This is a genomic window from Pirellulaceae bacterium (assembly GCA_019636385.1).
Taxonomy (GTDB): domain Bacteria; phylum Planctomycetota; class Planctomycetia; order Pirellulales; family Pirellulaceae; genus Aureliella.
The window spans coordinates 708,691-734,245 of sequence record JAHBXT010000003.1; the positions used below are offsets into that span (position 1 = coordinate 708,691).

General features: G+C 54.7%; 13 protein-coding genes. 8 read left to right on the forward strand and 5 right to left on the reverse strand.

Translation table 11 applies throughout. The features are described 5' to 3' along the window. Positions 1-26: 26 nt before the first annotated feature. From KF752_13475 to KF752_13500, 6 genes are all read left to right on the forward strand, one after another. A complete protein-coding gene (locus KF752_13475; GenBank protein ID MBX3422558.1) occupies positions 27-1,472 on the forward strand; it encodes a type II secretion system F family protein in 1,446 nt (481 codons plus the stop codon). Between the two features lie 232 nt (positions 1,473-1,704). Beyond that, positions 1,705-2,829, forward strand: coding sequence for a type II secretion system protein (locus KF752_13480; protein MBX3422559.1), 1,125 nt, complete (start codon positions 1,705-1,707; stop codon positions 2,827-2,829). 290 nt (positions 2,830-3,119) lie between these two features. Continuing rightward, positions 3,120-4,520, forward strand: a complete 1,401-nt coding sequence (locus KF752_13485) for a type II secretion system protein (protein MBX3422560.1) — start codon at positions 3,120-3,122, stop codon at positions 4,518-4,520. 2 nt (positions 4,521-4,522) lie between these two features. Beyond that, entirely contained in the window at positions 4,523-5,911 is a 1,389-nt protein-coding gene (locus KF752_13490; GenBank protein MBX3422561.1) for a prepilin-type N-terminal cleavage/methylation domain-containing protein, read from the forward strand. A 234-nt stretch (positions 5,912-6,145) separates the two neighbouring features. Continuing rightward, entirely contained in the window at positions 6,146-7,447 is a 1,302-nt protein-coding gene (locus tag KF752_13495) for a hypothetical protein (GenBank protein MBX3422562.1), read from the forward strand. 220 nt (positions 7,448-7,667) lie between these two features. Next, positions 7,668-13,637 carry a hypothetical protein gene (locus KF752_13500; protein ID MBX3422563.1) on the forward strand — a complete coding sequence of 1,990 codons (5,970 nt, stop codon included), beginning with the start codon at positions 7,668-7,670 and terminating at the stop codon, positions 13,635-13,637. Between the two features lie 167 nt (positions 13,638-13,804). Here the strand turns inward: KF752_13500 and KF752_13505 are convergent, their stop codons facing one another. The 5 genes from KF752_13505 to KF752_13525 form a co-directional block, all read right to left on the reverse strand. Next, positions 13,805-14,731, reverse strand: a complete 927-nt coding sequence (locus tag KF752_13505) for an ABC transporter ATP-binding protein (protein ID MBX3422564.1) — start codon at positions 14,729-14,731, stop codon at positions 13,805-13,807. A 55-nt stretch (positions 14,732-14,786) separates the two neighbouring features. Beyond that, positions 14,787-17,669 (reverse strand): hypothetical protein, encoded by a 2,883-nt coding sequence (locus tag KF752_13510; protein ID MBX3422565.1) that lies wholly within the window; start codon positions 17,667-17,669, stop codon positions 14,787-14,789. A 49-nt stretch (positions 17,670-17,718) separates the two neighbouring features. Further along, positions 17,719-19,743, reverse strand: coding sequence for a hypothetical protein (locus tag KF752_13515; protein ID MBX3422566.1), 2,025 nt, complete (start codon positions 19,741-19,743; stop codon positions 17,719-17,721). Positions 19,744-19,849: 106 nt separating this feature from the next. Beyond that, positions 19,850-20,041, reverse strand: coding sequence for a hypothetical protein (locus KF752_13520; protein ID MBX3422567.1), 192 nt, complete (start codon positions 20,039-20,041; stop codon positions 19,850-19,852). 32 nt (positions 20,042-20,073) lie between these two features. Then, positions 20,074-21,288 carry a DUF1570 domain-containing protein gene (locus KF752_13525; GenBank protein MBX3422568.1) on the reverse strand — a complete coding sequence of 405 codons (1,215 nt, stop codon included), beginning with the start codon at positions 21,286-21,288 and terminating at the stop codon, positions 20,074-20,076. A 210-nt stretch (positions 21,289-21,498) separates the two neighbouring features. Between KF752_13525 and KF752_13530 the strand changes: the two genes are divergently transcribed. Together KF752_13530 and KF752_13535 are read left to right on the forward strand one after the other, a co-directional pair. Then, complete coding sequence (locus tag KF752_13530) at positions 21,499-23,163, forward strand: cation:proton antiporter (protein ID MBX3422569.1); 1,665 nt, start codon at positions 21,499-21,501, stop codon at positions 23,161-23,163. A gap of 395 nt (positions 23,164-23,558) precedes the next feature. Then, entirely contained in the window at positions 23,559-25,466 is a 1,908-nt protein-coding gene (locus KF752_13535; GenBank protein MBX3422570.1) for a hypothetical protein, read from the forward strand. The last annotated feature ends 89 nt before the right edge of the window (positions 25,467-25,555 follow it).

Consider the following 25,555-nt stretch of genomic DNA (forward strand, 5'->3'; position numbering starts at 1 on the left):
CCGATTTTTACCGAAGGACCAACGCCATGCCGACCTTTCAATTTGAGGCCATGGACGCTAAAGGCCAAGAAATTAAGGACATCATCGAGGCCGCTAACGAAGAAGAAGCCCAGACCACGATTCGGCAGATGGGCTACTTCGTTACCAAAATCCAGGTAAAGAAGGGCGCTGCCAAAGCTGCGGTTGCTGGGCAAAAGAAGAAGCGGCCTTTCGCCATTGGCGGAGCCAGTACCAAGAATATCTGCGCTTTTACGCGTCAATTGTCGATCCTGCAAGACGCCGGTCTGCCGATCCTGCGCAGTCTGAAGATTCTGGAAAACAACAGCAAGCCCGGCAAACTCAAGAACTCGCTGATGGATACCTGCGACGAGATCGAGACGGGCTCGACCTTGTCCGAAGCGATGAGCAAGAGCCCCAAGGTATTCAACCGCTTGTACGTGAATATGATCAAAGCTGGTGAGGCGGGTGGTGCGTTGGAGACCATTTTGCAACGCCTGGCCGACTTTTTGGAGAGTTCCGAGGCGCTCAAGCGCAAGGTCAAAGGCGCCATGATCTACCCGATCGCCGTGGTGCTGATCGCCTGCGGGATATTGACTTTGATCATGTGGTACATCGTACCCAACTTTGCCAAGATGTTCGATGAATTCGGACTGACCCTGCCGCCGCCAACCTTGCTGCTGATTGCGATGAGCAATTACGTGGTCAACTATTGGTTCTTGTTGGTGCTGATTCCGTTCTGCTTCTGGCTGTTGGTCAAACTGTGTCGCAAATTCCGCTCGGGTCGCATGGGCTTTGATATGTTCATGCTCAAATTGCCGGTGTTTGGTGGCTTGGTGGAAAAGAACACGCTGGCCAGAACCACGCGCACCTTGGGAACATTGGTGGCCTCGGGTGTGCCCATTTTGGAGGCTCTGAACATCACCCGCGAAACGGCGGGCAATGCCATGTTCGAGCGTATCTTTACCAAAGTCAGCGAAGCCATTCGCGAAGGCGAAGTCATCAGCAAGCCGCTGCGCGACAACGCCACGCCCGGCTTTCAACCGATGGCCCTGTTTTTCTGGTGCATGACCGGCGCGTTTCCCGGGGTGATGGTGCTGTCGGTGGCACTTACGGCCGGACGGGCTGGTGCGCAGAAGGATTCGATGGAATCGCTGTTGATGGTGGGCGCCTATGTGCTGGGCGTCGGTATTCTGCTGAGCGCACTGTTTTATGTCATGAAGATGCGCACACGAGTCGTCGACGAACTGGTGGTGAACATGGTAGACGTCGGCGAAGAGACCGGTGAATTGGATACCATGCTTTACAAGGTTGCCGACACCTATGACGACGAAGTGAATGTGATGACCGAAGGCCTGACGCGGTTGATTGAACCCTTGCTGATCTGCTTCCTGGGATTTGCCGTCGGCTTCATCGTCATCTCGTTGTTTATGCCGCTCATCAAATTGATCACCGAGCTATCCAGTGCCAAGTAACGTAGCTACGCTCGCCCATCGTTTGGGTAGCTACACTGGCCACAGCGTGGTGATTTTTCAATGGACGACAACGCAATGACGACCAGCTAGCCGTAGCGTCAAGTAACGCTAGCTACAAAGTACCACCCTATTACACGCGGTTCGTTAATTCCGAATCTACCATCTCAAATCTGCTATTTCAAATTACCCAACCACCTTCCCAACTCTCTATAATTCGAAAGGCGTGCTAGCCATGCTCAGCCTAATCCCTCACCAGCCTAACAGCCGCCACGCGCTAGCGTCCGGTTCCTGTCGCACCTCCCATCGCCGCGCCTTTACGCTCGTCGAACTGTTGATGGTCATCGCCATTATTGGAGTCATCGCTGGGCTGGCCATTACCGGCTACAACGTCGCCTCGCGCACCATCCAGAAGCGGGCCATCGCCATGGAGGTTATGAACCTGGCGCAAGCCGTCGAATCCTACAAGTTAAAATACGACAGCTACCCACCCGACGGCTCCAGCCGAGCTGCTTTTGAAGCGCATTTTAAGGGTGTGTTTCCCAATATGGCTCAGAGCGAGTTCACCGCAGTTTATCGAACAGCTAATTCACATTTACACGCAATGGATCAGGACGGTATTTCACGAACCACGGTCATGGATCCTGCCGAAGCACTGGTATTCTGCTTGGGAGGGTTCAGCAACGATCCGCAGTATCCATTCACGGGAGCAGGCGGACCTATACTGCTTGATCTACCTGGGCCTAATAGCACTCGCGTTCCAGTTCGCTCGAACAGGCTGAATGAACCAAACCTACGTAGACAGTACAACATCGATCGCAATGAAGGGTTTTTTCCGATGTCTCTAGATCGACTCACCGCAATTGTTGACCCAAATCAAGGAATCGTAATCTCTACCGATGAAGCAGAGCTATTCACTGGCCCAGGACAAACACCAGATGCGGATTTCATGCCAACATACAAACCTCGCGGCAAGTCGACACCAGTCGTCTATTTCTCGGCCGCTACATACAGCGTAGGACTCTACGACCTTACGAATTCGACGGTGGATAGAGGAGCTGCAAAGCCGCTGCGGTCCGATCAAATCAATACGAATTTCACACCATCGAACCCGGATAAGTACTATCGCTTTATGAATGACAAGACCTTTCAAATTATTTCGGCCGGACTGGATGATCACTTCGGCGGCTCGAAGCTGGGGACACAACTATTTTTCTTCCCGAGTGGTAAGAGAATCAATGTTACGGACTCAGAGGATATCGGTGGCAACTACCAAGAATCGGACAGCACTGGTCCCAGTCCGCAACTTGACAACGTCACCAATTTTTCGGACGGCCCTTTAGAGGACTCACTGCCTTAACGCTGTGCTCGTCCAAAAATGCATCGGCTACCAGCTCATCCGGCCTGCAGTGGCTCGGAAATCTGAAATCTCAGATTTGCGATCCACAATCATCAACTCCAAATCAACCCAAATTTTCATTCTCAATTCCCGATTATCCAACATCAATTTTTCTTGGCACATTCCTTGCACTACCTTCTAGTTTGTTAGGGAAATTGCGCCCATTTCCGTCTCAGGCTGAGAAGAACGTTGCAGACTGAGGCGCAGGCGATGATTGAGAGAGCCAGCGGATCAGTACGAGTCGAAATGTAATGTTGACAAAAATCAACACAAACCGCAGTTGCGTTACTGGTAGCCACCGTCGCCAGAGGGTGGAGCGTGGTACCTGCCGAGCCGCCTTTACGCTGGTCGAGCTGCTGGTGGTCATGGGTATTCTGGGCTTCCTGGTCAGCATGTTGACCTACGCGCTGCTGGGAGCGCAATCCGACGCCCGCGCCGCTCGCACCCGCGGCACCATCACCAAGCTGAACGACATCATCCTCACGCAGTGGGAAGAGTATCGCTATCGACCGGTAGACGTGCGGCTGGAGAGCTTTCGCTTGTTCAACCAATCTGCGAACCTACCACCCGGTGTTCAGCCGACGGTACCTCTGCCTCAAATGCAAGCTCACCTACGCATGCAGGTACTTCGCGACACCATGCGCATGGAGATGCCAGATCGTGTTAGCGACTTACTTTTTGAACCCTCCTACTACGTGAGCCCTGGGTATCTGGTCCCAGAGAGCGTTGAAGACGCCGCATTGAGGGCAGGTTTCACAAATGCCTATCTTTCGCAGCGAGCCTACCCGCATCGCTTCGGGAATATTTACGGCGCGCTTTTTCAGGCTATATCCAATAGCCCTCATCCTGAAATTGATCAACTGCGTCAGACCGCCCCTCTGTTGCCCCCAAGTGAACTGCCCTCAAGCGGCATAGCGCCGCTCACGGGACAGCCACGTTCTCATTTTCCCGATGGACAGGGCATTGATGCTCGGCAGGCCTTGGACCGGATTAAGCAATGGAATAAGCACATTCAGTCGAGTGAACTGCTCTATTTGATAATCGCCAATTCAACATACGGTGGGTCTTCAGCACTGGAGTACTTTCGTCCGTCCGAGATCGGGGACACCGACGAAGATGGACTATTAGAGTTCATCGACGCCTGGGGAAATGCAATTCATTGGATTCGCTGGCCTGCTGGCTATCCCAGCGACTTGAATCGGTACTCAGGCACCGATGCAATGGACCCGCAGAGAACAGATTGGCGTTATCGTAGTTCAGACTGGCCAGAAAGTCAGCAGCCCAAGACAGTCATTCCTCTCATTGTCTCGGCTGGAGCAGACGGGAATTTTGGGGTCGTGTTTGACCACGATGATTTCGCTGAACCTGGCCAAAGCATTAATTCCTTGCCAATTGCCTATGCGCTGATGCCGCAAGGCTCGCGATTCTATATTGATCCATTTTTCACTTGGGATTATGCGAATAGCGTTCCCAATGGTGCAAGCAGTCATCCACCATTCACTGAGAATGACCCGAATGACCGCGACTCAAGCAACAATCACCGGGGTTTTCGCGCTAATCAGATGGGGGCAACACCGACTCACGTTTTGGGCATTGCTAATGAAGCCCCAACCGACAACATCACCAACCACGACATCATACTAGGGCAGTAGCGATGAGAAGTTGTAAACAGCTTGTTGCTACCAACGTCGCTACGCTCATCAGAGCGTGCAGGCGGGGCGAACGCGCGCCAACACGCGGCGGTCTGACGCTAGTCGAACTGCTGATGGTCATGGGCATTTTGACTATCCTGGCCTCGATCTCACTGACCGCAGCTCGCAGCCTGATGCGCGGCAACAAGGTCAGTCAAGCCGCCATCCTGGTCAAGCAGTATTTGCAAAACGCCCAGATTCGCGCCGTCACCAACGGCCGCCCCGTAGCCGTATTCTTCGATCGCGTGAGTCCCTATGGCGATACAAACAGTAATCCTATTCCCTCGAATTACACGGTCACTCGCTTACAGTTCGGCGAAGTCTTTCCTCCGTATATGGGCGATGACTTAAACGCGTCTGGCATATTAAGTGATGTGCCGCTGGTAGTGATGGCCGATGGGTTTACTACGCGACCGGCAGATCAGCATGCTGACATGATTAGCATTCCCTTTTCCCAAGTGGCTTCGGGATTTTCGGTAAATGGATTTCTTAAACCCGGTGACTGGATTGAATTCGTCGGTCACGAGGGCAAGTTCCGCATCGAGAGCATTACGCGTATTCCGAATGATGCGAATCCCAGCCAGGTTCAAGTGCATTTTTTCAATCCGCCGTCGGAATATAACGACTTGCTGCACAAAAAGGTTCTGCGCGGGTATCCGCTTCACAACGTTTACGAAGTGGGTCTGTCTGCATCTCCAACGCTGCTACCGATTTCAAGTACGACAACAGAAGTAAAGTTCCGAATCTACCGCCAACCAACGAAATCACTTGTTGGAGCAATAACGCTTCCGCGAGGTGCCTGCGTTGATCTGTCTCTGTCAGGAATAGGCGTCGCTGACAGCGGGGCAGGCGGCGGAGCGTATGGACTCGCTCAAGTATCAGCACGAATCGATGGATTTGCTACACCGGCGGACCATAGTCGAGTAGGGATTGTGTTTGACGGCCAAGGCAGAGTTTCTTATTTGATGCACGAAGATCGTGTGAACGGAACGCAATTGCCCCCTCGGTTTTCCGAAGTGAATTCCAACCTGTACCTCATGGTCGGCCGCGCAGACCAAGTTCTGCCGGGGCATTCGTCTTCAAATCCGAACGTTACGGCTGCTGCTCAGATTGCGGCCTTGCAGCAAGCTGGTGGCGAGTTACCGCCTAGCAATTTGTTGGACCTGGAGAATGTGTGGATCTCCTGCAATCCATTCACCGGCGAGATCAAGAGTTCCCCGTTAGCTGCGGTCGACGAGAGTACCATCGAGGCAACAATTGCCGAACTGCGCGCAAACCGAGATCCCACTAATCCGTTTGCCAACTATGTTCGGCAGTCACGGCAATTGGCCATTTCGGGAGTCCGCAATTAAGTGAGCTGTGAGAGTAGCATGATCCGACTCCCCCGTACCAATCAGCGATGCAGCACCGGCGGCCGCGCGAGTACCAAATCGTACTCGTCCTCAGCCCTTGGCGGAACTCGTCCTCAGCCCTTGGCGGTACTCGTGTTCCCGGTCGACAGGCCCGAATCGAGTACGAGTAGCATTTCAATGAGTACGGGTAGGACTGCAGACCCAAACAACTCAGCTTCAAATCTCACGCAGAGCGTGATAAACAGTCCTTCGCTCACGCAGCGGCGGGGGATGGGCGGTGCCTCGAACATGCAGCCGGTTGGGATGGGGCGGCGAGCGGCGGTGACGGTGCTGGAAGTGTTGTTTGCCACGATGGTGGTGATCGTGGGGCTGATCGGGATAGCCTCCATCATTCCGATAGCGGCACGCAACGCCGGTGAAGCCAACTCGCACAACGTCGCTTTGTCGCTCGGACTCTCCTGGGCCGACAGTTTTATAGCTCGAGGATTTTACCAGCCTAGTCCGAGTGCGATGCGAGGCGGGCTCAAGTGGACTTGGTATCGCGATTTTGTTTATAACGGCAACCCTCCAGGCTGGCAAGAATTTTCAGAATTGCCAGACTCAGTCAGTACCGGTTCACGCCTCGGAGCTGTAAAGCACACGCGGACAAAGGGCCATGTGCCTGTTTGCATTGACCCACACCTGATGTCATGGGCATATTCAGATAAGGACAGAAGAAACCTGTTCGCTGACCATGTCAACAATCCACCTCATGCTTATAGAGCGTCTGTATTTCCGTATTTCGATGATGGGTACGATCCACGCTCCAGTCCGATCCATGCTCCAAGTGGGATACCCGACCAGCCGCGCATGATTCGTGTTACCCTTGCGCCCTCGACTGATCGAATCTTGGAGCGTGAATCCATCGTAGATATTTTTGGATCTGTGGATGAGCTTGTCGGAGATACTTTTATCGATCCTAGCTTGCCAGTAGCCGATCGCGACTCGGTTCCCGCCGAACGGCTATTCGCAATTGACAGCAGCGGTAATAGGCTTAAGTCGCTTACGGAAGGGCGTTACACCTGGATGGCTACAGTTGTACCCAATGAGTGGGACGCAGATATTGGCAGGCATGCACTGGTTTCCTTTGTCGTATTCAACCGGCATGACCATCAATTGAACCACCTTGAACTGCCATCAGCCAGAGGTGAGCGTCTCACCATGGTGAGGCCGCTGTCGGGCAATTTTTTAGGGGGTACAGGTGGGCGCATTGAATTGACGTGTAATTCCGAAGTTAGCGATACGTTAAGTGTTGGAGACTGGTTGTTGCTCGGGAGAATGCTCCCTTTTGCGGGGCCAACAGCAGCTCATTATCCGTACTTCCGCTGGTACCGTATTATTGCAACAAGTGGCGTCTCTACGATTAGCGGTACAACTTGGTCGCGAGAGGTTGTGCTGGAAGGACCTGATTTCAATTTTGACGATGGCTTTCCAACGTGTGCAACGCTGGTTGGTGGTGTGGTGACAGTGGTTGAGCGGCAGGTGCGGTTGGAGTAGTGAGAACAATCCATGGGAGCAGCCCAACCAACGCAACTCGTACCTCAGACGGCCAACGTCTCGCAGGAACGGGGTGGGATGGGCATGAATGGTTCGTGAACGACATTGAGTTTTTACGGTATGGGGCGGGATGGGGATGAATGATTCGTTATCAACATTGTGTTCCTGCGGGATGTGTACTGCGCGGGGCGCAGGAGATTAGAGCTAGAGGTTATAAGCGATGAATACCATGAAACACAGCCACCAAAATCGTGGACTCATCCTATTGGTCGTGCTGGGCATGTTGACGCTGTTCAGCTTGCTGGCGGTCACCTACGTCATCTATGCAACTCAATCCCGCTCCACCAATGTCGCCTTCAGCCGCCGTATGGCGCGCGAAACCGAGACTCGCTCACTTCTGGACGAGGCCATCAAGCAGCTCATTCGTGGGACAACAGACACGGGTTCGGCCATGTGGGGTCAGGATATGTTGGCGGATTTGTACGGGGCCAATGAGACGAGCAAACTACAAATCGGTTTGAATCCGCTTGGCGACCTTCAGGTACGCATTCCGGGATCTGCGCTGGAGTATCCGTTGCTGTTGGGCAGTGACCAGAGATTCTTGAGGATCCCTCTGGTTCCAGAGTCAATTAGGTTTCCTGTGGATATCGATCCCGATAACGATCGTCGAAACAAAGATGATATCATTACCGGTCGAACGATCACGTTCTATCCAGATCAAGGACCACTCAGCGGGCAGTCGTTCCGTATCTTGCGATATGTCGGTGATGGGACCTCCGCCCCGACTAGCGGTACTGACAGCTTGATTGCCAGTGGTTCCCAGTATTCCATTACGATCGATCTACATGAAGCAGACCTCGACCGAACTCATTCTCAAATGTTCGATGGGAAGTATGTGAGTGGTTCAGTTCGCGAGTGGATTAAGAGTAATGTAATTGCGGTTTGTTATACGAATGCGATTTCCAGCAATCCTCCGCCGATAGGCTATCGGCTATTCCTGAACGCTGTTGCACTCAACGCTCACGGAATTGGAATTACTAATAGTGGCGAGTCACAGGATCACCGCCTCACTGCAGGTACAGATGCTCCCGCAGAAATTGGTCGCATGCCCGTCGGACTTCAGCCCAATGTTCAAGGATTATTGAGTTCGGGCGAACTGGCATTGCCTGGATTTACAGGGATCGCCGGCGATACCGATGAACCAGTCGATGCAGCCGACTTCAACACGATGTTTCTATCTTATCGAGCTCATAAAGCGAAGTTCTCGCGAAATATTGATCCCAGTTTTTATCGCGCAGCATTGATAAAATACATCACTGGCTTCAAGCCGATCTCTTCCTATTCGGAAGAGGAGTTGTGGGCTACATTGCGACGCATCGAATTCGCAACGCTGCGCCCCCTTGCGCTGGATATTGGCAGGTCAGGGCCGATTCCAGCTTATATGGATTCAAGAAAGATTCGCGAAGTTGGACCTGGAATATGGCGCTACGTCAGTCATCCGCAGTTTAAGCCTTCCAAACAAGGTATTGGCGTACTGCAAGTTAACCCCGGCGACAACTGGAATGAAAAGTTCAAAGATTGGGTTGAGAAGCTTACGGCTACGGATGACGAGGATCAGTGGGATGTCGACAACACCGGCGACGGTTTGGCTGATAGTATATGGATGGACATTGGGTTTCCGCTTCAACGAACGCCTGATGGCAAATTGCTTAAGGCGTTGGTCGCATATTACGTCGATGATTTAGACGGCAAGATAGATGTCAACGCAGCCGGGGGAAATGCACAGGCGAACTGGTATGCCGAGGCATTTTCCAGCAACATTCTCGACGACACTGTTGCGCGGCAATCGACTTTGTTGGTGCCGACGGGTGCAAGTCAAGTAACCGTACCGATGGCCCAGGGATTTGGTTTTGGCCCGGCAGAGATTTCTTTTCGACACCTACTGGGGAAGTCAAGCCTAGTGGATTCTAACGGCCAACCCTTGGATGGCGAGCAGGCTTACAAGGCCATTATGTTGGCACGCTATAGTCCAAGGACCGGCGCGGCCAACGGCTCACCTGGAGATAAGGAATGGGAGGCCATATCCAAGCTGCTTCATTTGCCAGGCTACCCTAATTTTTGGGACAACACTGACCGGCAACTGTTTGTGAGTCAACATCGCCATGGCGGTTTGCCGGGTTTGCCGATTGGCATCCGTGGTCGAGAATCTTTGGTGCTCGACCGGCTGGGCAATCCGTTTATTCATAATCACAGCCCGTGGGTGCGACACGAGAATTCGAGCTCTATTGGTATTGCCAATAATGAGTATGAGTCACGCTTGATTTCCGGGGGGTATGCCGACTCAGCGTTCCAGCTAAGCGACTGGGAGCGGGTCTACCGAGTTAGCGACGCAGATCGCGCATTGTTATCTACGCGACTCCAGTCATTGTTTGGAGAAACCGACAGGTCTATACCAGCCAGTAATTTGCGGCATGAGATCACAGTTCGGAGCCGAAGTCTGTTGGCTCCCAAATTGAGCCATCGATCCCGAGAGATCAACGAACCCGCCCCAATGTCGTTCTACGACTTGGTCAATGCGATTCGTAAGTTCAAATCATCGCAAACTGGTCTGGAGAACATTCCGCCGGCGGCATTCCGCGCAATGTTTCCCCTGGAGTTTAACCGAGCATTGCCCATGGACTTGAATCGGCCATTTGGTAACGGAATTGATGACAACGGCAACGGAGAGATCGACGAACCTACAGAAGCCAGCCTTGAGCGACCATTTCAACAGCAGCCGATGAGTATCACTGGAACCGTACGTAACGACAGCTTGCAACTGGACCTGACTCAGGGAGCTACCAATTTTGATGACCAGGTTGCCGTGGGCGTAGTGACTGGATTGGAGAGTCGCCAATTGTTTGCTCGCCATTTGTATTGCCTGGCCCAATTGATTGTGCCTGACGACTATGCGTTTCCAAATCTTGAGCCCGAATACTGCAAGACTCTGCTTGCCAACCGGAGGAACAGTCAAGCCGCCTTCAAGAAATACCTCGAAGTCCGCGCCAGAATACTCGCGCAATGGGCAGTCAATGTTGTCGATTTTCGCGACGCGGATTCGGCAATGACGCGATTTCCCTATGATCCAGATCCGCTGGATAAATTAACGCAACAGTTTGATGATGTCAGCAATGTAGCACCAGGCTGGAACCTTCACCGTTGGACGTCATCCGAGCCAGCCCCCGTAGCGTGGGGCATGGAACAACCCGAGTTGCTGCTGACTGAATCGTTAGCCTTCCATGATCTACGAGTCCGCGGATTTGTTACTGGAACTAACAAGAAACGATTCGATCAGTTTCGCATGCCAGAAGGGTCTCTGTTTCTTGAACTTTACAATCCACGGACAACACTACAGGGTACAACAGCAGTTGATTCTGCGCAGTTTCCGGGTGTGTCCGGTGCCTTGTATAGCAAAATTGCTGGGGGCGACATTGCGTTGAATCTTAGTAAGCTAAGTGTGGACGGGCAGCATCCCCTGTGGCGCATCTACGTCAGCGAAGGGATAGATAAGTCGAAAGGTGGTACTCACAAGACGCCAAATCAGCGAATGCTGAACGCTCCCGTGTCGACTGAGTCGCGCTATGATTTAACCTATCAGTTACCTACGTCCAATCGTCCAAATGGTGCGGCAATCACTCCCTATGGTTCGCATGGTAGCGGATTGGTTTTTGACCATACTGGACTCATTCGCGACAGCAGGCCAGATCCTGCCAGTAATCCAAGGGCAGATGACGATACTCAGCGACTGCCTGAGCCAGATGCTGCTAAGGCTCGTGTGGTTGTATTCGTGCCCGACAGCGTATTTGAGCCCATCAAGGCCAACACGCCAGGCGTAACGCTCCCGGATGCACAGGTTTTCGTCAATCAGTCGACAACTGAGATGTTCCTCAGAGGCAATCAATATTTGGTAGTTGGGCCCCGACAGATTAGCCGCCTGGGATCACTTGCCGGAGCCAAGAAAATGCCGCCAGTGAATCGCCCAAGTAATCATCGCATCCAGCTCACGGCCACTTGGCCAGCGATGTTTGCCGAAGATGGTTCTCCCAGCGGAATGCAATTTCGTCGATTTGGTCCAGGTCAACCAGTACGCGCTGCAGTTACTATGATCGCTGCGGCGAGTCGTCCGGTAGGTTGGGCAAAGCCTGAGACAAATGGTTTTCGAGTTGGCATCTCTGTATCAGAACCATTGGCTTCAAGCTACTACCGGGAGCCATCAACGCCGGTCAATACCGATACCAGTCCAAGTGTGGGATTTCAAAACGTCTTTGACGGATATCACGACTACAGGACGAGCACGACACCTGCACTTGCGCCTTTCGATGACGGCAGTTCAGGTCCCCTCGCGGTTTGGAGCAGCAATTCAACAGGATACGGTGGAGGACAACCACCGTCCGGGGGCAACAATTCTCACCCCCTTACCGTGAAAGATATCGGAAATGATCCGCCCGTTCCGGTCGTTGAACCTGGCACGGCCGTGGACTGGTGTACCGCTTATCTACAGCGGTTGGCCGACCCAAGTAAACCATGGAATGAGGTTCACAACCCCTACATGACAGTGGATTGGATTCCGATCGACTTAACCGTATTCAGCGGTGAAGATGACGATAACGACTTGGCACCGGCAACTGGACAGACGCTGAGACTCGCGTCACGGCAGAAGGCTGGACAAATGATCAACAGCAAGTCGCATGTGTTTGACCCGAATCCTGCGACAGCTCAGGGAGGTGAATCACACTTCTCGTCGCTTACACATGCTCCACGAAAAGCCAGTCCTGGGTATGCCGGTGGAAGTGACGCTGACAAGCATACGATGTTGAAGTTTTCAATTGCCGGTGATGCAGGTGCGGCGCTCAATCCGAGGCCGTCAAAGACCGAGCCAGGCTCAAGCCCAGAGTTTTTTGCGAATAGCACTACAGAGCTGAGCTTTGCTACATTGGGCTTCTTGAATTCTCCGTTCGTCTTGGCAGCTGAACACGGCATCTCGTCCGGCTTGCCACCCACTTATAGTGCTCCGCTGGGACCGTTTTTTGGCGGGCCCTCCGATCCGCGCAAGACAAGTCCCAACTGGTTTCCCGCCAGCTTATTCTGGGCCAATCGAGATTTCGTAAATTCCATGGAGCTGGCCTATGTGCCCTTGAGCAGTCCTGGACAGATAGGCCAAGAGTTTTCGGCCACACGGCCGGCAGCCCCTCCGCTTGAGCCCTATGGGCCAGCCTTTCATAACGGGGGCGGGGCGATGCCAACTGCGTCTAGCGGTACCCTGAACCCCAACGCGGGCTACAAGTTCGCACACCTTTTAAACTTCTTTCAAGAAATGCCCGAGGTTGCTGGCACGTTTGCTAATACGCCCAATCCGAAAGACGCAAGCCTCACGAAGCTGTTTGAGCTTGTTGAGACACGATCGCCCTGGGTGGATGTGCAATCGGTGCAATCACCTGATTTAGGTTACAGCCATGCTGTGCTTAGGCCATTCCGACCACCCTACAATACACTGCCGCGCGAAGCTGAGCCTGGCCGTATCAATTTGAATACGATTTCGGAGCCCAACGTACTGAAGGGTCTTTATGCACAGTTGCTCAATTGGGACGATCGAAAGAATGAATCCGTTTCGACCGACGACGTGTGGAAATTGTTTGAAACGTCGCGGCGTGGATATGCAACAGAGGGACCTAATCCCGATTATCCGACACAGTTTGCAGGAGTTTTCAAGCCGACCGCAGAAGCTGGAATGGTTCCGCAAACACGAAATGGCAAGCTGGATGAGCATTCCAAGAAGAATCCAGTGCAGTCAACTATCTGGCGGCAGCATCCAGTAACAGCCAATTCACCTCCCCTGTTCAGCTACCGCCCAGCCTTGACTGCAAACGACTTGCCACAACCACATGTGCTGCATGACATTCTTCCCATCTCACGGCTGCAGAAGCTAGTGACGGAGCGGTCGAATGTGTTTGCGGTGTATACGACAGTGGGGTTGTTTGAATACGATCCATCAACCGGGAATATCGGGCGCGAGTATGGCTTGGACAATGGGCAGAATAGGCGGTTGAAGGCGTTTTACGTGATCGACCGCTCGGTGCCAGTGGGTTATCGCATCGGCGAAGATCATAACATCGATAAGACGATCCTCGTTCGCCGTATTCTGGCGGAGTAGTGCCCTTGGCAGGAGGGCGAAGAGGCTGAACCACAAAGACGCGAAGACACGAAGGAAAGAGTAGCCGTGGACCGAAGGCAGCGCTGGGCAGAAGCGAAATCACTGCTGAAGTCCGGCTAGGGGCGGGATAATGGTAGAAGGTGGCGAGCGTGGATACGGAGAATCGGTTAGGTAACTAGCCCTTTGGTGACCATCATGAAGACGTCTTCCAGCGTGGGTTCTTTGTCGTGAAAGCTGTGCATGGTAGCACCGGCCTGGAACAGTTGCTGCATAATGTCGCTCAACTGGTCGTCGCTGGCTTCCAGTTCCGCCTCTACGCGATTGCCAGTAGCCTCCAGGTTGCGCAGCTCTGATCGCGTGCGGAGGATAGAAACCCCGGTTTCAACGTGTTGGTTAAAACGAATGACGACATGACGATTCTTGCGTATCTGCTTGTAGACACTGTCGATGGGGCCGGCCATCAACAATTGCCCGCGCTCGATAATGCCGATCGAGGTGCAGCAGTCGGCCAACTCGGACAGGATGTGCGAGCTGATCAAGATGGTTTTGCCCATGCGGCGCAGCTCTTTTAGCAGCGCCTTGACCTCAATTCTGGCCCGAGGGTCCAGACCGCTGGTCGGTTCATCCAGGATCAGCACTGGAGGATCATGAACCAGTGTCTTGGCCAGGCACAGCCGCTGCTTCATGCCGCGCGAAAGTCCGTTGACAAAGTCGTCGCGCTTGTGTCCCAGGTCCAGCAGTTCTAAGACGTCTTTGATGATCTGCTTGCGCTGTCCGCGCCCGATCTTGTAGGCCACGGCGAAGAAGTCCAGGAACTCCCAGACCTTCATGCCGTCGTACACGCCGAAGTCATCTGGCATATAGCCGATGCTGCGGCGCACCGCCATGGGGTCGTCGTTGACGCTGCAACCGTTGACGGTGGCACTGCCGCGCGACGCCTTCAGTAGTGTGGCTAGATAGCGAATGGTGGTGCTCTTGCCTGCTCCGTTGGGTCCAATAAAGCCGAACATCTCGCCGGCAGCGATGTTGAGCGTCAGTGAACCGACAGCGGTGAAATCACCGTAGTCTTTGCCGAAGTCTTGCAGTTCAATCATGAATGGTCAGAAGTTCCAGCGAGTAAAATGTCAGGCAGCTACCAATACGGTTGCATCAATTCTGCGTTGCGGCATCGTCGTCGGGTTGGTTGGGGTTATCTTTGGGCAATTCCGCATCGGCCTCTTTGTCAACTGCTGGGCGGCTGGCGATGCTAGTGTCGGGTTGGGGAACAGGCATGTCCGGCTCAGCCAAATGCGCCACGACTATGCTCACACTATCATACTGATCGGCGGCAGGTTTGATGGTTAAATCCCCCAGTCGCTGCGACGTATAGCCGATAAGCATGATTTTTCCGAGGGGCAGCGGCGCGTTGCGAAGTACTTGATGCAAGATGCCGCCGATCCACAGTTCGCTCGACTGCTGCATCTCGGTCGCAGTTGGTTGTACGGATCGAGTAAGGAACTGCTGATTCCAACCTGGAATGCCCAGCTCAAAGGCAGTCGTTTCCCATCGAAGCTCTCGCCTTTGACCTGCGGCCAAATTCCCGAGCCAGGCGGTCTGTGCCGCACCGCTGGAGGTCCGGCCGATTACAACCGCACCGCTGATAGGAAAGTTGGTTGTATTCAGCACTAACTGCGACTGTCCATCGTCCACATAGCGGACGGGGCTGTCCAGCCGTATCATCTGCTCGGCGTGCAACATCTCTAGAGAATTGGAATAGACCGTCAGCGGCTCCAGCACCACACCATCGGAGTGACCGTATTGCGTGCGCAGTTGCCGGGTAGCACCCAGCGATCGGCGAGCGGCCCTGGTAACATCGCCCATGGGCAACGTCGCGGCGTCGTGTCCGGCGGCGGTGACTGAGTAATTGGTCGATAGCGATGTGTACAGGGCCAGGTACTGGCTAAGGTGGCCGCGTGGGTGATCGTGATACAGTTCCAGCAGTCCGACATCGATGGTGCGGCGTGCAAAGCCGATATCCAGTTGTGCAACTTTGCCGACCACCACCACGGCAGCTACTGCCATCAGCGGCGCGGCGACCCAAGCCAGTTCCAATCTACCAATCATGCGAAACAACAGGTAATTCAATGGAACCAGGCACAGCAAATATCCGCCTAGCAACTTGAGTATCGTCGCGCGCGAAGGCAATTCAATACCAGCGGCGGCTCGCAGCGACTCGACGGCTGCTGCCGATACACCGGAGTAGTCGCTCCATGCGCCGGCACCGCCCCACTGGCCAGCTTCGTGCGCGTGGGAGCGGCCGCTGATCGATTGTGTCAATTGATCCAGCGCGCCTGCGACGGCTGCGGCGACAACCGGAGCGCTCGTTGCGGATTCAGCGGAATCGCCAGAGCTGCGGCGATTACGTCCAGGTGGCAGTTTATCTTCCGAATGGCCAACAGGCGCTGGGCCGCCTCGATAATCGCGAAAGCGGCGACTATCAACGCGCGCCAGATCACGAGCCAAGATGCGAAGATTCGAGTGCAGTCGGGGGTCCAGATTGCGCTGCTGATAGGGTGCGGCCCAGGTTTGAGTCAGTTCTTGGTTCACCTGGTCGCGAGCCATCTGTCTGGGCCAACGACGCAGCAAGCCAGACGACAGGAAGCTAGAAAAATAGGGCCATGAATAGATCCGCGATTCGCGGAGCGGAAAGCCAGTCAACGCGATTCGCCCGCGACCAATTCGGCGTTCGGCTACTGTCTCGCCTGAGCCAGGTAGCCACTGGGCTGCATCATTCAGTTGGAACTGTAGGCCGGCAATGGGTTGGCCGACGATCTGAAACTCTGCAGGCACGGGATTGGCTGACAGATCGACTGTTTGCCAAGTCGCTGCCAGTGCCGCGAGCGAAGCCGAGTCGACTTCGCTGCTGGCAGCTGAAGTAGCTGGTAAGTAGGGTGATAGAAATGAATTCTGGAGCCGCGACCAACTTGTCGGGCCGCAGATGATCAACTGGCCGCCCCAATGCAGCCAGTCGAGCAGCGCAGTCTGCTGGTCGGCCGATAGGTCTTGCGGTGCTACATCGTCCCAGACGATGGCGGCGATGCTGGTCATCGTCAGCAGACTGGAGGGCAGTAGATACTGGTTGTTTCTGGGTTGAACGAGTGTAACTTCGTAACTGCGAGTGCGGTCGTTGGTTAACATGCTGGGGGGACCAGTCCAATACACGGCATCCAGGCTGGCCAGATATTGATAGCCAAGCGCCTGTGGCGACAGAACGACCATGTGGAATTCATTCTCTTTCAGCTCCGCAACAGCGGTTCGCTTGCCGCTGGTCGGCAGAGGAACCATCAGCGGCACAGCGAGCAGTTCAGTCTGTAGGGTCAAGCGGCTGAGATCGGGTGGCAGGCCATCGATCGACTCGCTAGCTGACATGCCGGTGGGCACAAAGAACTGCAAATCTAACGCCTTCTCCTGGCCTTTGGGCAGGCTGGTGCGGCGGCTAAACTGATTGACGAAATTGGTCGCAGGCACGGTCAGCGGCTGGTTATCGGACACAACAGTTCCGACCGATAGAACTTGTTTGTCTTCCTGCAGGGCTTTGAATCTCTGAGTTGTTTCCAGCCAGTGACCGCGTTTGACGGTAACGATTGAGCGCTGAGCATCGGCGGGTAGCGATACTAAATCATTGGCCAAAAGTTCGGCTTGTTGGTCGCCACGCCGCTGCTGTTCATCATCTTCGGCTGTTGACTGTGACCGGCCATCATCGCAGCCGCGACAGCCGACGACCATTGGCAACAGCAGGATCAGCAGCCACCAGCCGCTGAGCCAGCCACAGACTGTTGGCGGTCGATAATTCACGGAAGCATAATTCAGTGAGCGATGTCTGGGGGGATGTTTATCACAACCCGCTGCCTTTGCGAGTGACAGCCCGTGGTAGCTGGCTAACGTAGCGGGTGGCGAAGACCGACGGATGGAGACGACTGATTGATCTGGCAATCGTTGGTACGCTTCAGCCCATACTGCTTCATCGGTCAGCTTCAAGTTTCGCAACGGCATAGCAGCTTAGAGTAGAGGGCGTGGTTGGCAACGGTTATTGAGATGAATCCTATTGGTTGGCCGGTGCCTGGGGCTGCAACGGAGTGGTCGCCGGATTTGCATCGCTGGTAGCCGTACTAGCATGGATTGCCGCAGCGGCAGCCGCTTCGAACTGACTAAGTTGGGCTTTTAACATGCGGTCGTGAGGGGATTTGGCTAGCGCCCGGCGTTGGTACTGAACCGCCTCAGCAAACTGACCGGCTGCGAAGCGGCAGCGTGCCATGGTGTCCAGATAGGCGTATGATTCGGGTTCGATTTCTAACGATCGACTACTGAGATAGAGCGCCTCGTCAATGTGGACATCGCAGTTGCTGAGCAGCCAAGCAAGCTGATTGCAGGCTTGGGCTAACCCCTGGCTTACGCTTGCGAACTGGCCGAGGTTGGACTGGGACATCCGGGCTTCTTCCTCAGCAACTAGAGATCGAAAGCGATTCAGCATGCGCGGAAAATGGTCGTCAAACAGCGCTTGCTGCGCATCAGACTTCGGCATGCGACGCAGACTGATAACGATATCTGGATTTTGCATTTCAGCGTTCAAATTAGATTCGAGCGCCTGACGGTAGTGTTCCAGGGCTTGGTCGATCTGATTCTCAGCCGCAAACTGTTGGGCGCGATACCAATGGTAGTCCGCAACGACTTTAGCGTGATCGTACAGAGCCCTAGGCAGCTTGTTATCAGCCGGTTCTTTTTCGATCTGTGGCTGGAGAGTGTCGGCCGCACGAGCAAAATTGCCACCTTCCCAGTAGAAGTGGCTCAACCACTCGCGAAGCTGGGCGACGATACGTACGTCTACCTTGTCGATGGTGAGTGCTTCCAGGTATTCTGCTTCTGCCCAGTTGAACATTCCGCGCTCGCGCAGCTCCTGGGCTTGCATTCCGCGCTGCAGAGCTTCGGTATCACCAGCGCCGCCTCGACCGAATTGCCCCAGCAGATTTGCACGATTCTCAGGCAAGTGCAATGCCCGACCGGCCAACTGATCAGCTTGCAGGCTATCACCCAATTGCAAGTGCGCTTCAGCCAGCAGATATGTCAGCTTGGGGTCTTGGTCGAAATGTTGAGCCTGCTCGGTGGCGAACTGCACCACCAGCTCAGGCAGGTTCACTGACAACAACCAGATACAATATTCGCGTATCGCTTGAGAATTGGGAGCCACCAAGCGCATGCTGGGACGGACCAGCTCAAGAGATGCTTGACGACCTTGGTGGCGCCCTGCTAGCTGAGTCAAGAATTCATAGAACTGCAAAACTTGTTGGCGCTCTTGGGGCTGGGGCTGTTTTTTTTGAGTCAGCTCCAAGTTCAGCGCAGCGGCATAGCCTGTCCAAATCTCCATTTCCATGGGCTGGGCCCCTGAAATCTGATGGACGTAGGTGGACAGCCAACCGGTGGCCGCGCGGCTGGTGCGTTGGAGCGTCAATTGCAACGAGATCGCTAGATTCAATTGTCGTTCGGCAGGCAGCGAATCCAGTTTGATCAGCAGGTAAAGTGCTGCGGCGCGAGACACCCATTCGTCGCTCTCGAATTTGGCGACGCGGCACAGCGCCAACAAGGCGTCGTCGCTACCCAGCAGCGACAACTGTTGCAACCGTGTATGCCGATCGACCGAAGACAGTGAGCTGAAATCGTACAGCCGCTCGCGGACTTCATGCGAATCGGTATCCAGCCACCAGATTACATATTGGCTTAACAGAAGGTATTCGGCGCTGCGGGCCACATGAATGTTGGGGTGTTCCAGCGCCCCTCGCAGCGCCTCGAAAGCCGGCAGACCGATCTTCTCCAGAGCCTCTTGAGCATTTGCCCGAACGCGGAAATTGTTATTACCGAGTTGTTCGATCAGTGCTGTAACGAGCGCATCGAGCTGTCGGTTCGAATCGCCCGCAGCCCATGCGGCGTCGATCGACGTCGGGCTGGTCGGCTCAGCCGCAGCAGTTGGCGATTTCTGTGGTGCAGGGGGGGCAAGTGGCGAAACAGCAGCAGCCGGACTGGCGGCTTCTTGTGCCTGAATATCTAAAACCGGGCTGATCGCCAGGGCTAGCACAATCAGCGACCCTAGAAGATCCGCAAGGCGCGAACTGCAGTGGAAGATCGGCAGCTTTAGTCGCGAATGAAACCCCGCTGCGCCGATCGGTGATCGGCCTAGCAGACTACTCCACCGACTTTGCAAACTCGTATTTGAGCCTAACATCCTGGGCCTGCTCCTTAACGCACTCGAAGCCTGCCGCTGGAGTAGCACTACCAGCACCGCCACCGGCTCCGTACTGGTCCGAATACGAATGCACGATTTCCAGGACATTTTTTGAGTCGTTCAAGTTGGTTGGTAAACCATCACCGGGCATGAATTATAGCGTTGTCCACCGGGTTGCAGCTACTAGCGCACGCCGCGCATAAACTGGATAAAATCGCGATCCAGTTTATCGATATCGCCAAAATGTTCTTGGAACAACCGCAGTCGCTCGTCGGTTGACGATTCGCCCAATGGTGGCAGTTGGCCAATATCTTTAAGGTACGCTGACAGTGGCTTTCCCCGAGCCTTGAGGAGGAAATAGGTCAGCGCCCAACTTTCTGGATAAGCATCGGCCACGGTTTCGGCGGACTTAAATCGCTGGTCATCCTGAATCAGTGCCCGCAGCGCATTGGGGGGCCGTCGCGTCAAATAGGGTTGAAACAGTCGGAAGTTGTGATAGTTGATGTTGCCAATCTTCCAGCCCTGCGGACTTTGGAAGTCCGGTGCTTCAAAGAACATGGCCAGCCCTTCGCTCAGCCACAGCGGGTTGTCCGCTAGTCGCACCTGCAAGCCGCTATTGAATGAGATTTGATGTACGGCCTCATGCACGATAGTGGCCACAGTACGTTCGGCTTGAGGCTGAGACAACAGTTGATTGATGAGCGCTTGACTGGAGACGTTCGCGCCTGCCGGGACAAGTCCGTCCGTACCAGTCAAATCATACATGACCATGCGATTCGAGTTCATGTTATAGTAGCCGATCATCGACTGAGCAGCGTCGCCGATATCGCGCTGTGCGTACACCAAGTAGCTCGGTTTGTCTGCCGTAACAATGGCCACCAGCGGAAAGCGCGGCTTGGCCAGGTCTACTCGGCGCGTCCTCCAGTAGTTCAAGAAACCGCGATTGAGCCGCTCGAACAACTGCCCAACCCACTGGGCGTAAGCCAGGCTGGTGTTGTAGGCAATTACGTAATGTTTGGTCGGATAAAAACTGAATGAACTGCCCAGTTCCATCTGCAGTTGCTGAATGATTTCCTGATGCGTGCTGGGTTGTAGCGGTCCGTCGGTCGGCAGTGAACTGACGAGCTGTTGGTTGTCCAGCATCAGCAACTGCCCATCGGACGTCAGTGCCACTAGGCTGCCATCGGAGAATTCTCGCAACACCTCGGCGTTATCGGTGCGTTGACCGCCAGTGGTTTTGTGAGTAACGATGCTGGCTGTGAGTTCATTGGCAGATGCGCGAGGTGGGATGAATGCTGTGGCCAGCAGGGTGACGAGACAGCCAAGTGCGAAGCGGGTACTTCTGACCTGAGGTGCCTGTGATAAGCTCCGATCATAGGGCATGGGGGGACCATTCATTGTGTAGTCTGCAATTACAGCAGGTCGGAGCGATGCTCAGACATTAATCGTTTACATATCCTACGTCAATTTCGCTCGCCACGTCGAGTTCGGCTTGTGAATTCACAGGTCCCGGCGGACAATGCCTGCGGAAAAATGGGCGAACCGGAGAGGCCGGCAGAGTAGGGATATTCTCAGCCTGCGACTGCGATCTGAGGGAGAAACAGGACAATGCAGTGGCCAGTTGAATTGTTAGTCGCCACCGCAGAGGGCGTGTTTGTCCAAGGGATTCTAATTATCTTGACAACCGGCCTGCTGGCAGGGCTGGTCTGTCGCCAATGGTCTTTGCCGCCGCTGATGGGCTACATCGTGGTGGGCATGGCGATTGGTCCGTCCGCTTTGGGGTTGGTGCGTTCGGAATCGACCGATATCGAGCACGTGGCCGAGCTGGGCGTGTTTTTCTTGCTATTTTCGATCGGGCTGGAGCTGTCGCTGGACGACCTCAAACGCACCTCCAGGTACATGCTGATTGGTGGCCCGATCCAAATGACTCTGGTGGCTGTGCCCGTAGCACTGGGGCTGATGGGATTGGGTTGGCCCGCTCCCAAAGCGTGGTTGCTGGGCGCTGCGGTGTCACTTAGCTCGACGGTCCTGGTTATCAAGGCGCTGGGGGAAATGGGCCGGCTGGCAACCGGTTCGTTTCGACGCAGTATCGGCATTCTGCTGTTCCAGGATATGGCGCTGATTCCGCTGCTACTGTTCCTGCCAGTGCTGAGCGGTTGGGAGGCGGGTCGGAACGAAGACGGATTGATCCAAGCATTGACCTGGGTTTATATGGCGCTGGTCACGGTGGGCTTTGTCGCCGGTACGGTATTGCTGCGTTTGACAATGGTCTATCTGGTCGTGCCCAGGATCATGCAGCATCGAAGTCCGGATCTGGTGGTGCTGATGGCGCTGGTCGTTCTGGGGAGCGTAACGCTAGCAGCCTATCGTTTGGGTTTGCCAGCGGCATTGGGAGCGTTTGCTGCGGGTGTTGTCTTCGGGGGTAACCGCTGGGCCGAACAGATCGACTCGCTGATTCTGCCTTTCCGCGAAGTCTTTTCGGCCATCTTTTTTGTCTGCCTGGGATTGTTGATCGATCCGCACGCAATTGCCCAGGATCCGTGGCGAGCCGGCTTTTTATTGGCAGGACTGGTTGTAGTCAAAGGCTTGGCTGCTGGAGTGGCTCTGCGCGTTACCGGCTTGAGCTGGCGCGAAAGCGTAGGGCCCGCGCTGGGGTTGGCTCACGTGGGTGAGTTTGCTTTTGTGGTGATTCTGTTAGCGTCCACGACGGGGGTTCTAAGTCAGTCCGAGCGACAATTGGTCATCGCAGTTGCCGGAGGTAGCTTGCTGGCAGCTCCCTTGCTATTGCGATATGGCTTTCGAGCCGGAGTCGATAGTGGGGAGGAGACTGTGGCGGTGCCAGGGCTGACTTTAAAGAGCGGTTCGAAGTTGCGTCGAGCTGTGGTGATCGGGATGGGGCCAGTCGGCCGAGCGACCGCCGGCCAGCTGGAGACGTTGGGGTTTGAATTGGCCTGCCTGGACCTGAATCCCCTGAATTTACAAGGATTTTCCCAGTTGGGAGTCCCTACGGTGGCAGGCAACGCCGAGTCGGATGACGTGCTGCGTGCGGCGGGGGTCGTGCAGGCGCAGATGATTTTGATTTGTGTCCCGCAGGATGAAGTGGCCGTGCGAGTCTCCGAGCATTGTCGGCGACTGAATTCCAGCGCCCGCATCGTCGTCCGCTGCCGCTACCTGCATACCTTGTCCAGCCTTCGGCGGGCGGGAGCCGATTTCGTGGTCAGTGAAGAAGCCAACGCCGCTCGACAACTGGTGGAATTGATCTCAAAAGCCTGATAGCTGTTTTTTATCGCAACCGTAGCCATCTGCCAACGCCACCCGTAGCCAACGTCACCAGACGGTGGAGCACATCGTGAAATTGCGATTTTGTGTGACCTCCATGCTCTGGGCAAGCGGAGCTATGGCGCTGGACCGATTGGCATGCTCGGGTCGATTGCTGTGCGAACCTGTAACGGTCAGGTTGTGTCCGCAGTTTGTCATCAAAGGGAGCCTCCAGCTGTTCATGTGGTTTTGTAACCGCAATTGGGCCGGTTACCTTGCGTCGGTCAGTTTTCAAACTATCATCGTGCGCCTCAAGTTAATTGAACTTTTCTGTGTCTTTTCGACAGCCAGTCGCTCGCCAATTCTCTGGGCTTCACGTGGCGACAATGGCTAGCTGGGAGTTGTAGTCGATGAGCAGCGCGGTGGTGCCAGGTGATTTGCAGAATCGTATTGAGATGCGATCTGGAGTACAGTTGGCATATCAAGATGTGCTAACGCCTCAAGCACTAGCGGCCATCGTCGCCCTATCACCGTTGGCAGCGGATCGAGCCGCAGTGCTGGAATCGCGAACGCAGCGCCGACTGGCGCGCATCGCCGCAGGCAAGCCACTGGAATTTCTAGACCCGAATACGGTGATTGGTCGCACTCAGATCAAGGTCCAGGACGCTCGCGATGGTCGATTTGTCGGCAGCCTCATTCCGGCTGACTTGCAAAGGCAATGGATTCAAGGCACTGGACCGGCGGCCAAACCCCATGCAACCATCCAGAAGAGCATTCGCAACGTAGCCTACGCGCTGCTGTCTGGCGCAGATGGATGGATGTTTGACGGCGAGGATGCTCTGGGTCAAATCGATACCATGTCGCTGGATAATCAGCGGAATTTGAAACTAGCGATCGCCAAAGACGCGCTGTTTTTGAAAGTGGCTGAGGAAGTTGCCGCTGAGATGAACGCTTGGTCGCGCGGGTTTCTGGGACGGGAGATCATCGCTGACTGGCATCAGCAGTTGAATTTTACGACCAAGATTTTTCGGGCGCGCGGCCTGCACTTGGATGATCGCCATGTGCGACTGGCTGATGGCCAGGGGATGCCAGCGTCGATAGTAGACCTGTGTTTGTACGTCGTCAATAACTATCGCCAGCTGCAGGCTGCCGGCAGCAGTATCGTCCTGTACTTGCCCAAGATTCAAACGGCAGAAGAGGCTGCGCTGTGGAATGATATGCTGACGGCGCTGGAGCAGCATTTGGGTCTGGTGGTCGGGACGCTGAAAGCCTACGTGTTGGTCGAGCAGTTGGAGGCCAGTTACCAGCTCATGGAGATTCGAGCTGCACTGGGGCAGCATTTCGTGGGCTACAACACCGGGCGTTGGGACTATATCAACTCTGTGGCCGACGCTATGTGTTGGGATCAAACGTTCATAAATCCCAACATCGACGTCATTAACATGACGTACGGCTACATGCGGAATTATGAAGATCGCGTCCGTCGCGCGGTGAATACTCCCGATCAACACGGAAATTTTGCCTTGTGGCAAGGCGGCATGGAACCGAACATTCCAGTGGGTTCTCAAGCCGGTGTCCAAGCCAGCATGCAGCGCGCCTTGGCCGGAGCCGAACGCGAGCAGCGCGAGGGTGCCAGTGGTAAATGGGTGGCGCACTGGAAAATGGTGCATATCGTTCGACCGGTCTGGGAGCGCGTTGGTCAGCCCAACCAGTTGGGACGCCAATTCCCGCCGTTGACCTACGGTCCAGACGATGCCGCCGGACTGTATTTGCTGGAAGGTGGTCCGCGAACAGTGCGCGGTGCTCGCGATTTAATCAGTGTGGCTGTGCAGTATGGCAACGCCTTCGGACGCGGATTTCAAGCCGCTGCGCTCAAGCCGGCGGATTATTTTGGCAACGAGGACGTGCTGTATCTGATGGAAGATATGGCTACGGGTGAAATACGCCTGAGCATCCTGTGGGAATGGCTGCACAAGCGGGCCAAGTTGACTGAAGACGACGCGGCCGCAGGCGTGCAGGCCGGCGACGCGTTTACCCAAGAGCTTTTCGATCGGCTGTTGGACCAGGAGTATTCCAAACTGCTGGCTGCAGACAATCGCGACGTCCATGAAGATTCCAAGACCACCACCTTGCCGATCGCTCGTGAAATCGTGCGTGCTTACGTCGCTGATCCGCAAAAATTGCCGTGGTACGTCGATCTGCTGAACATCAATCTCAATAACCATGATCTGGAAATCGCTGGTCAAAGAATCACAATGTACGCGTCGTCATATCACCAAAACGGTACCCGCATCACTCAAAATTTAGACTTCAGCTAATGCGTCTCCAAAGACTTAGGGCCTAACCCGTAGCCACGCTCGCCAGAGCGTTGTGGACAGTAGTCAGCTCCACGTTCTGGCGAACGTAG

Bases quoted from the DNA above. Each gene is read 5' to 3' on its own strand.
- KF752_13475 (MBX3422558.1), top strand. From the start codon at position 27: ATGCCGACCTTTCAATTTGAGGCCATGGACGCTAAAGGCCAAGAAATT.
- KF752_13480 (MBX3422559.1), top strand. From the start codon at position 1,705: ATGCTCAGCCTAATCCCTCACCAGCCTAACAGCCGCCACGCGCTAGCG.
- KF752_13485 (MBX3422560.1), top strand. From the start codon at position 3,120: ATGTTGACAAAAATCAACACAAACCGCAGTTGCGTTACTGGTAGCCAC.
- KF752_13490 (MBX3422561.1), top strand. From the start codon at position 4,523: ATGAGAAGTTGTAAACAGCTTGTTGCTACCAACGTCGCTACGCTCATC.
- KF752_13500 (MBX3422563.1), top strand. From the start codon at position 7,668: ATGAATACCATGAAACACAGCCACCAAAATCGTGGACTCATCCTATTG.
- KF752_13505 (MBX3422564.1), bottom strand. From the start codon at position 14,731: ATGATTGAACTGCAAGACTTCGGCAAAGACTACGGTGATTTCACCGCT.
- KF752_13510 (MBX3422565.1), bottom strand. From the start codon at position 17,669: ATGCCGTTGCGAAACTTGAAGCTGACCGATGAAGCAGTATGGGCTGAA.
- KF752_13520 (MBX3422567.1), bottom strand. From the start codon at position 20,041: ATGCCCGGTGATGGTTTACCAACCAACTTGAACGACTCAAAAAATGTC.
- KF752_13525 (MBX3422568.1), bottom strand. From the start codon at position 21,288: ATGAATGGTCCCCCCATGCCCTATGATCGGAGCTTATCACAGGCACCT.
- KF752_13530 (MBX3422569.1), top strand. From the start codon at position 21,499: ATGCAGTGGCCAGTTGAATTGTTAGTCGCCACCGCAGAGGGCGTGTTT.
- KF752_13535 (MBX3422570.1), top strand. From the start codon at position 23,559: ATGAGCAGCGCGGTGGTGCCAGGTGATTTGCAGAATCGTATTGAGATG.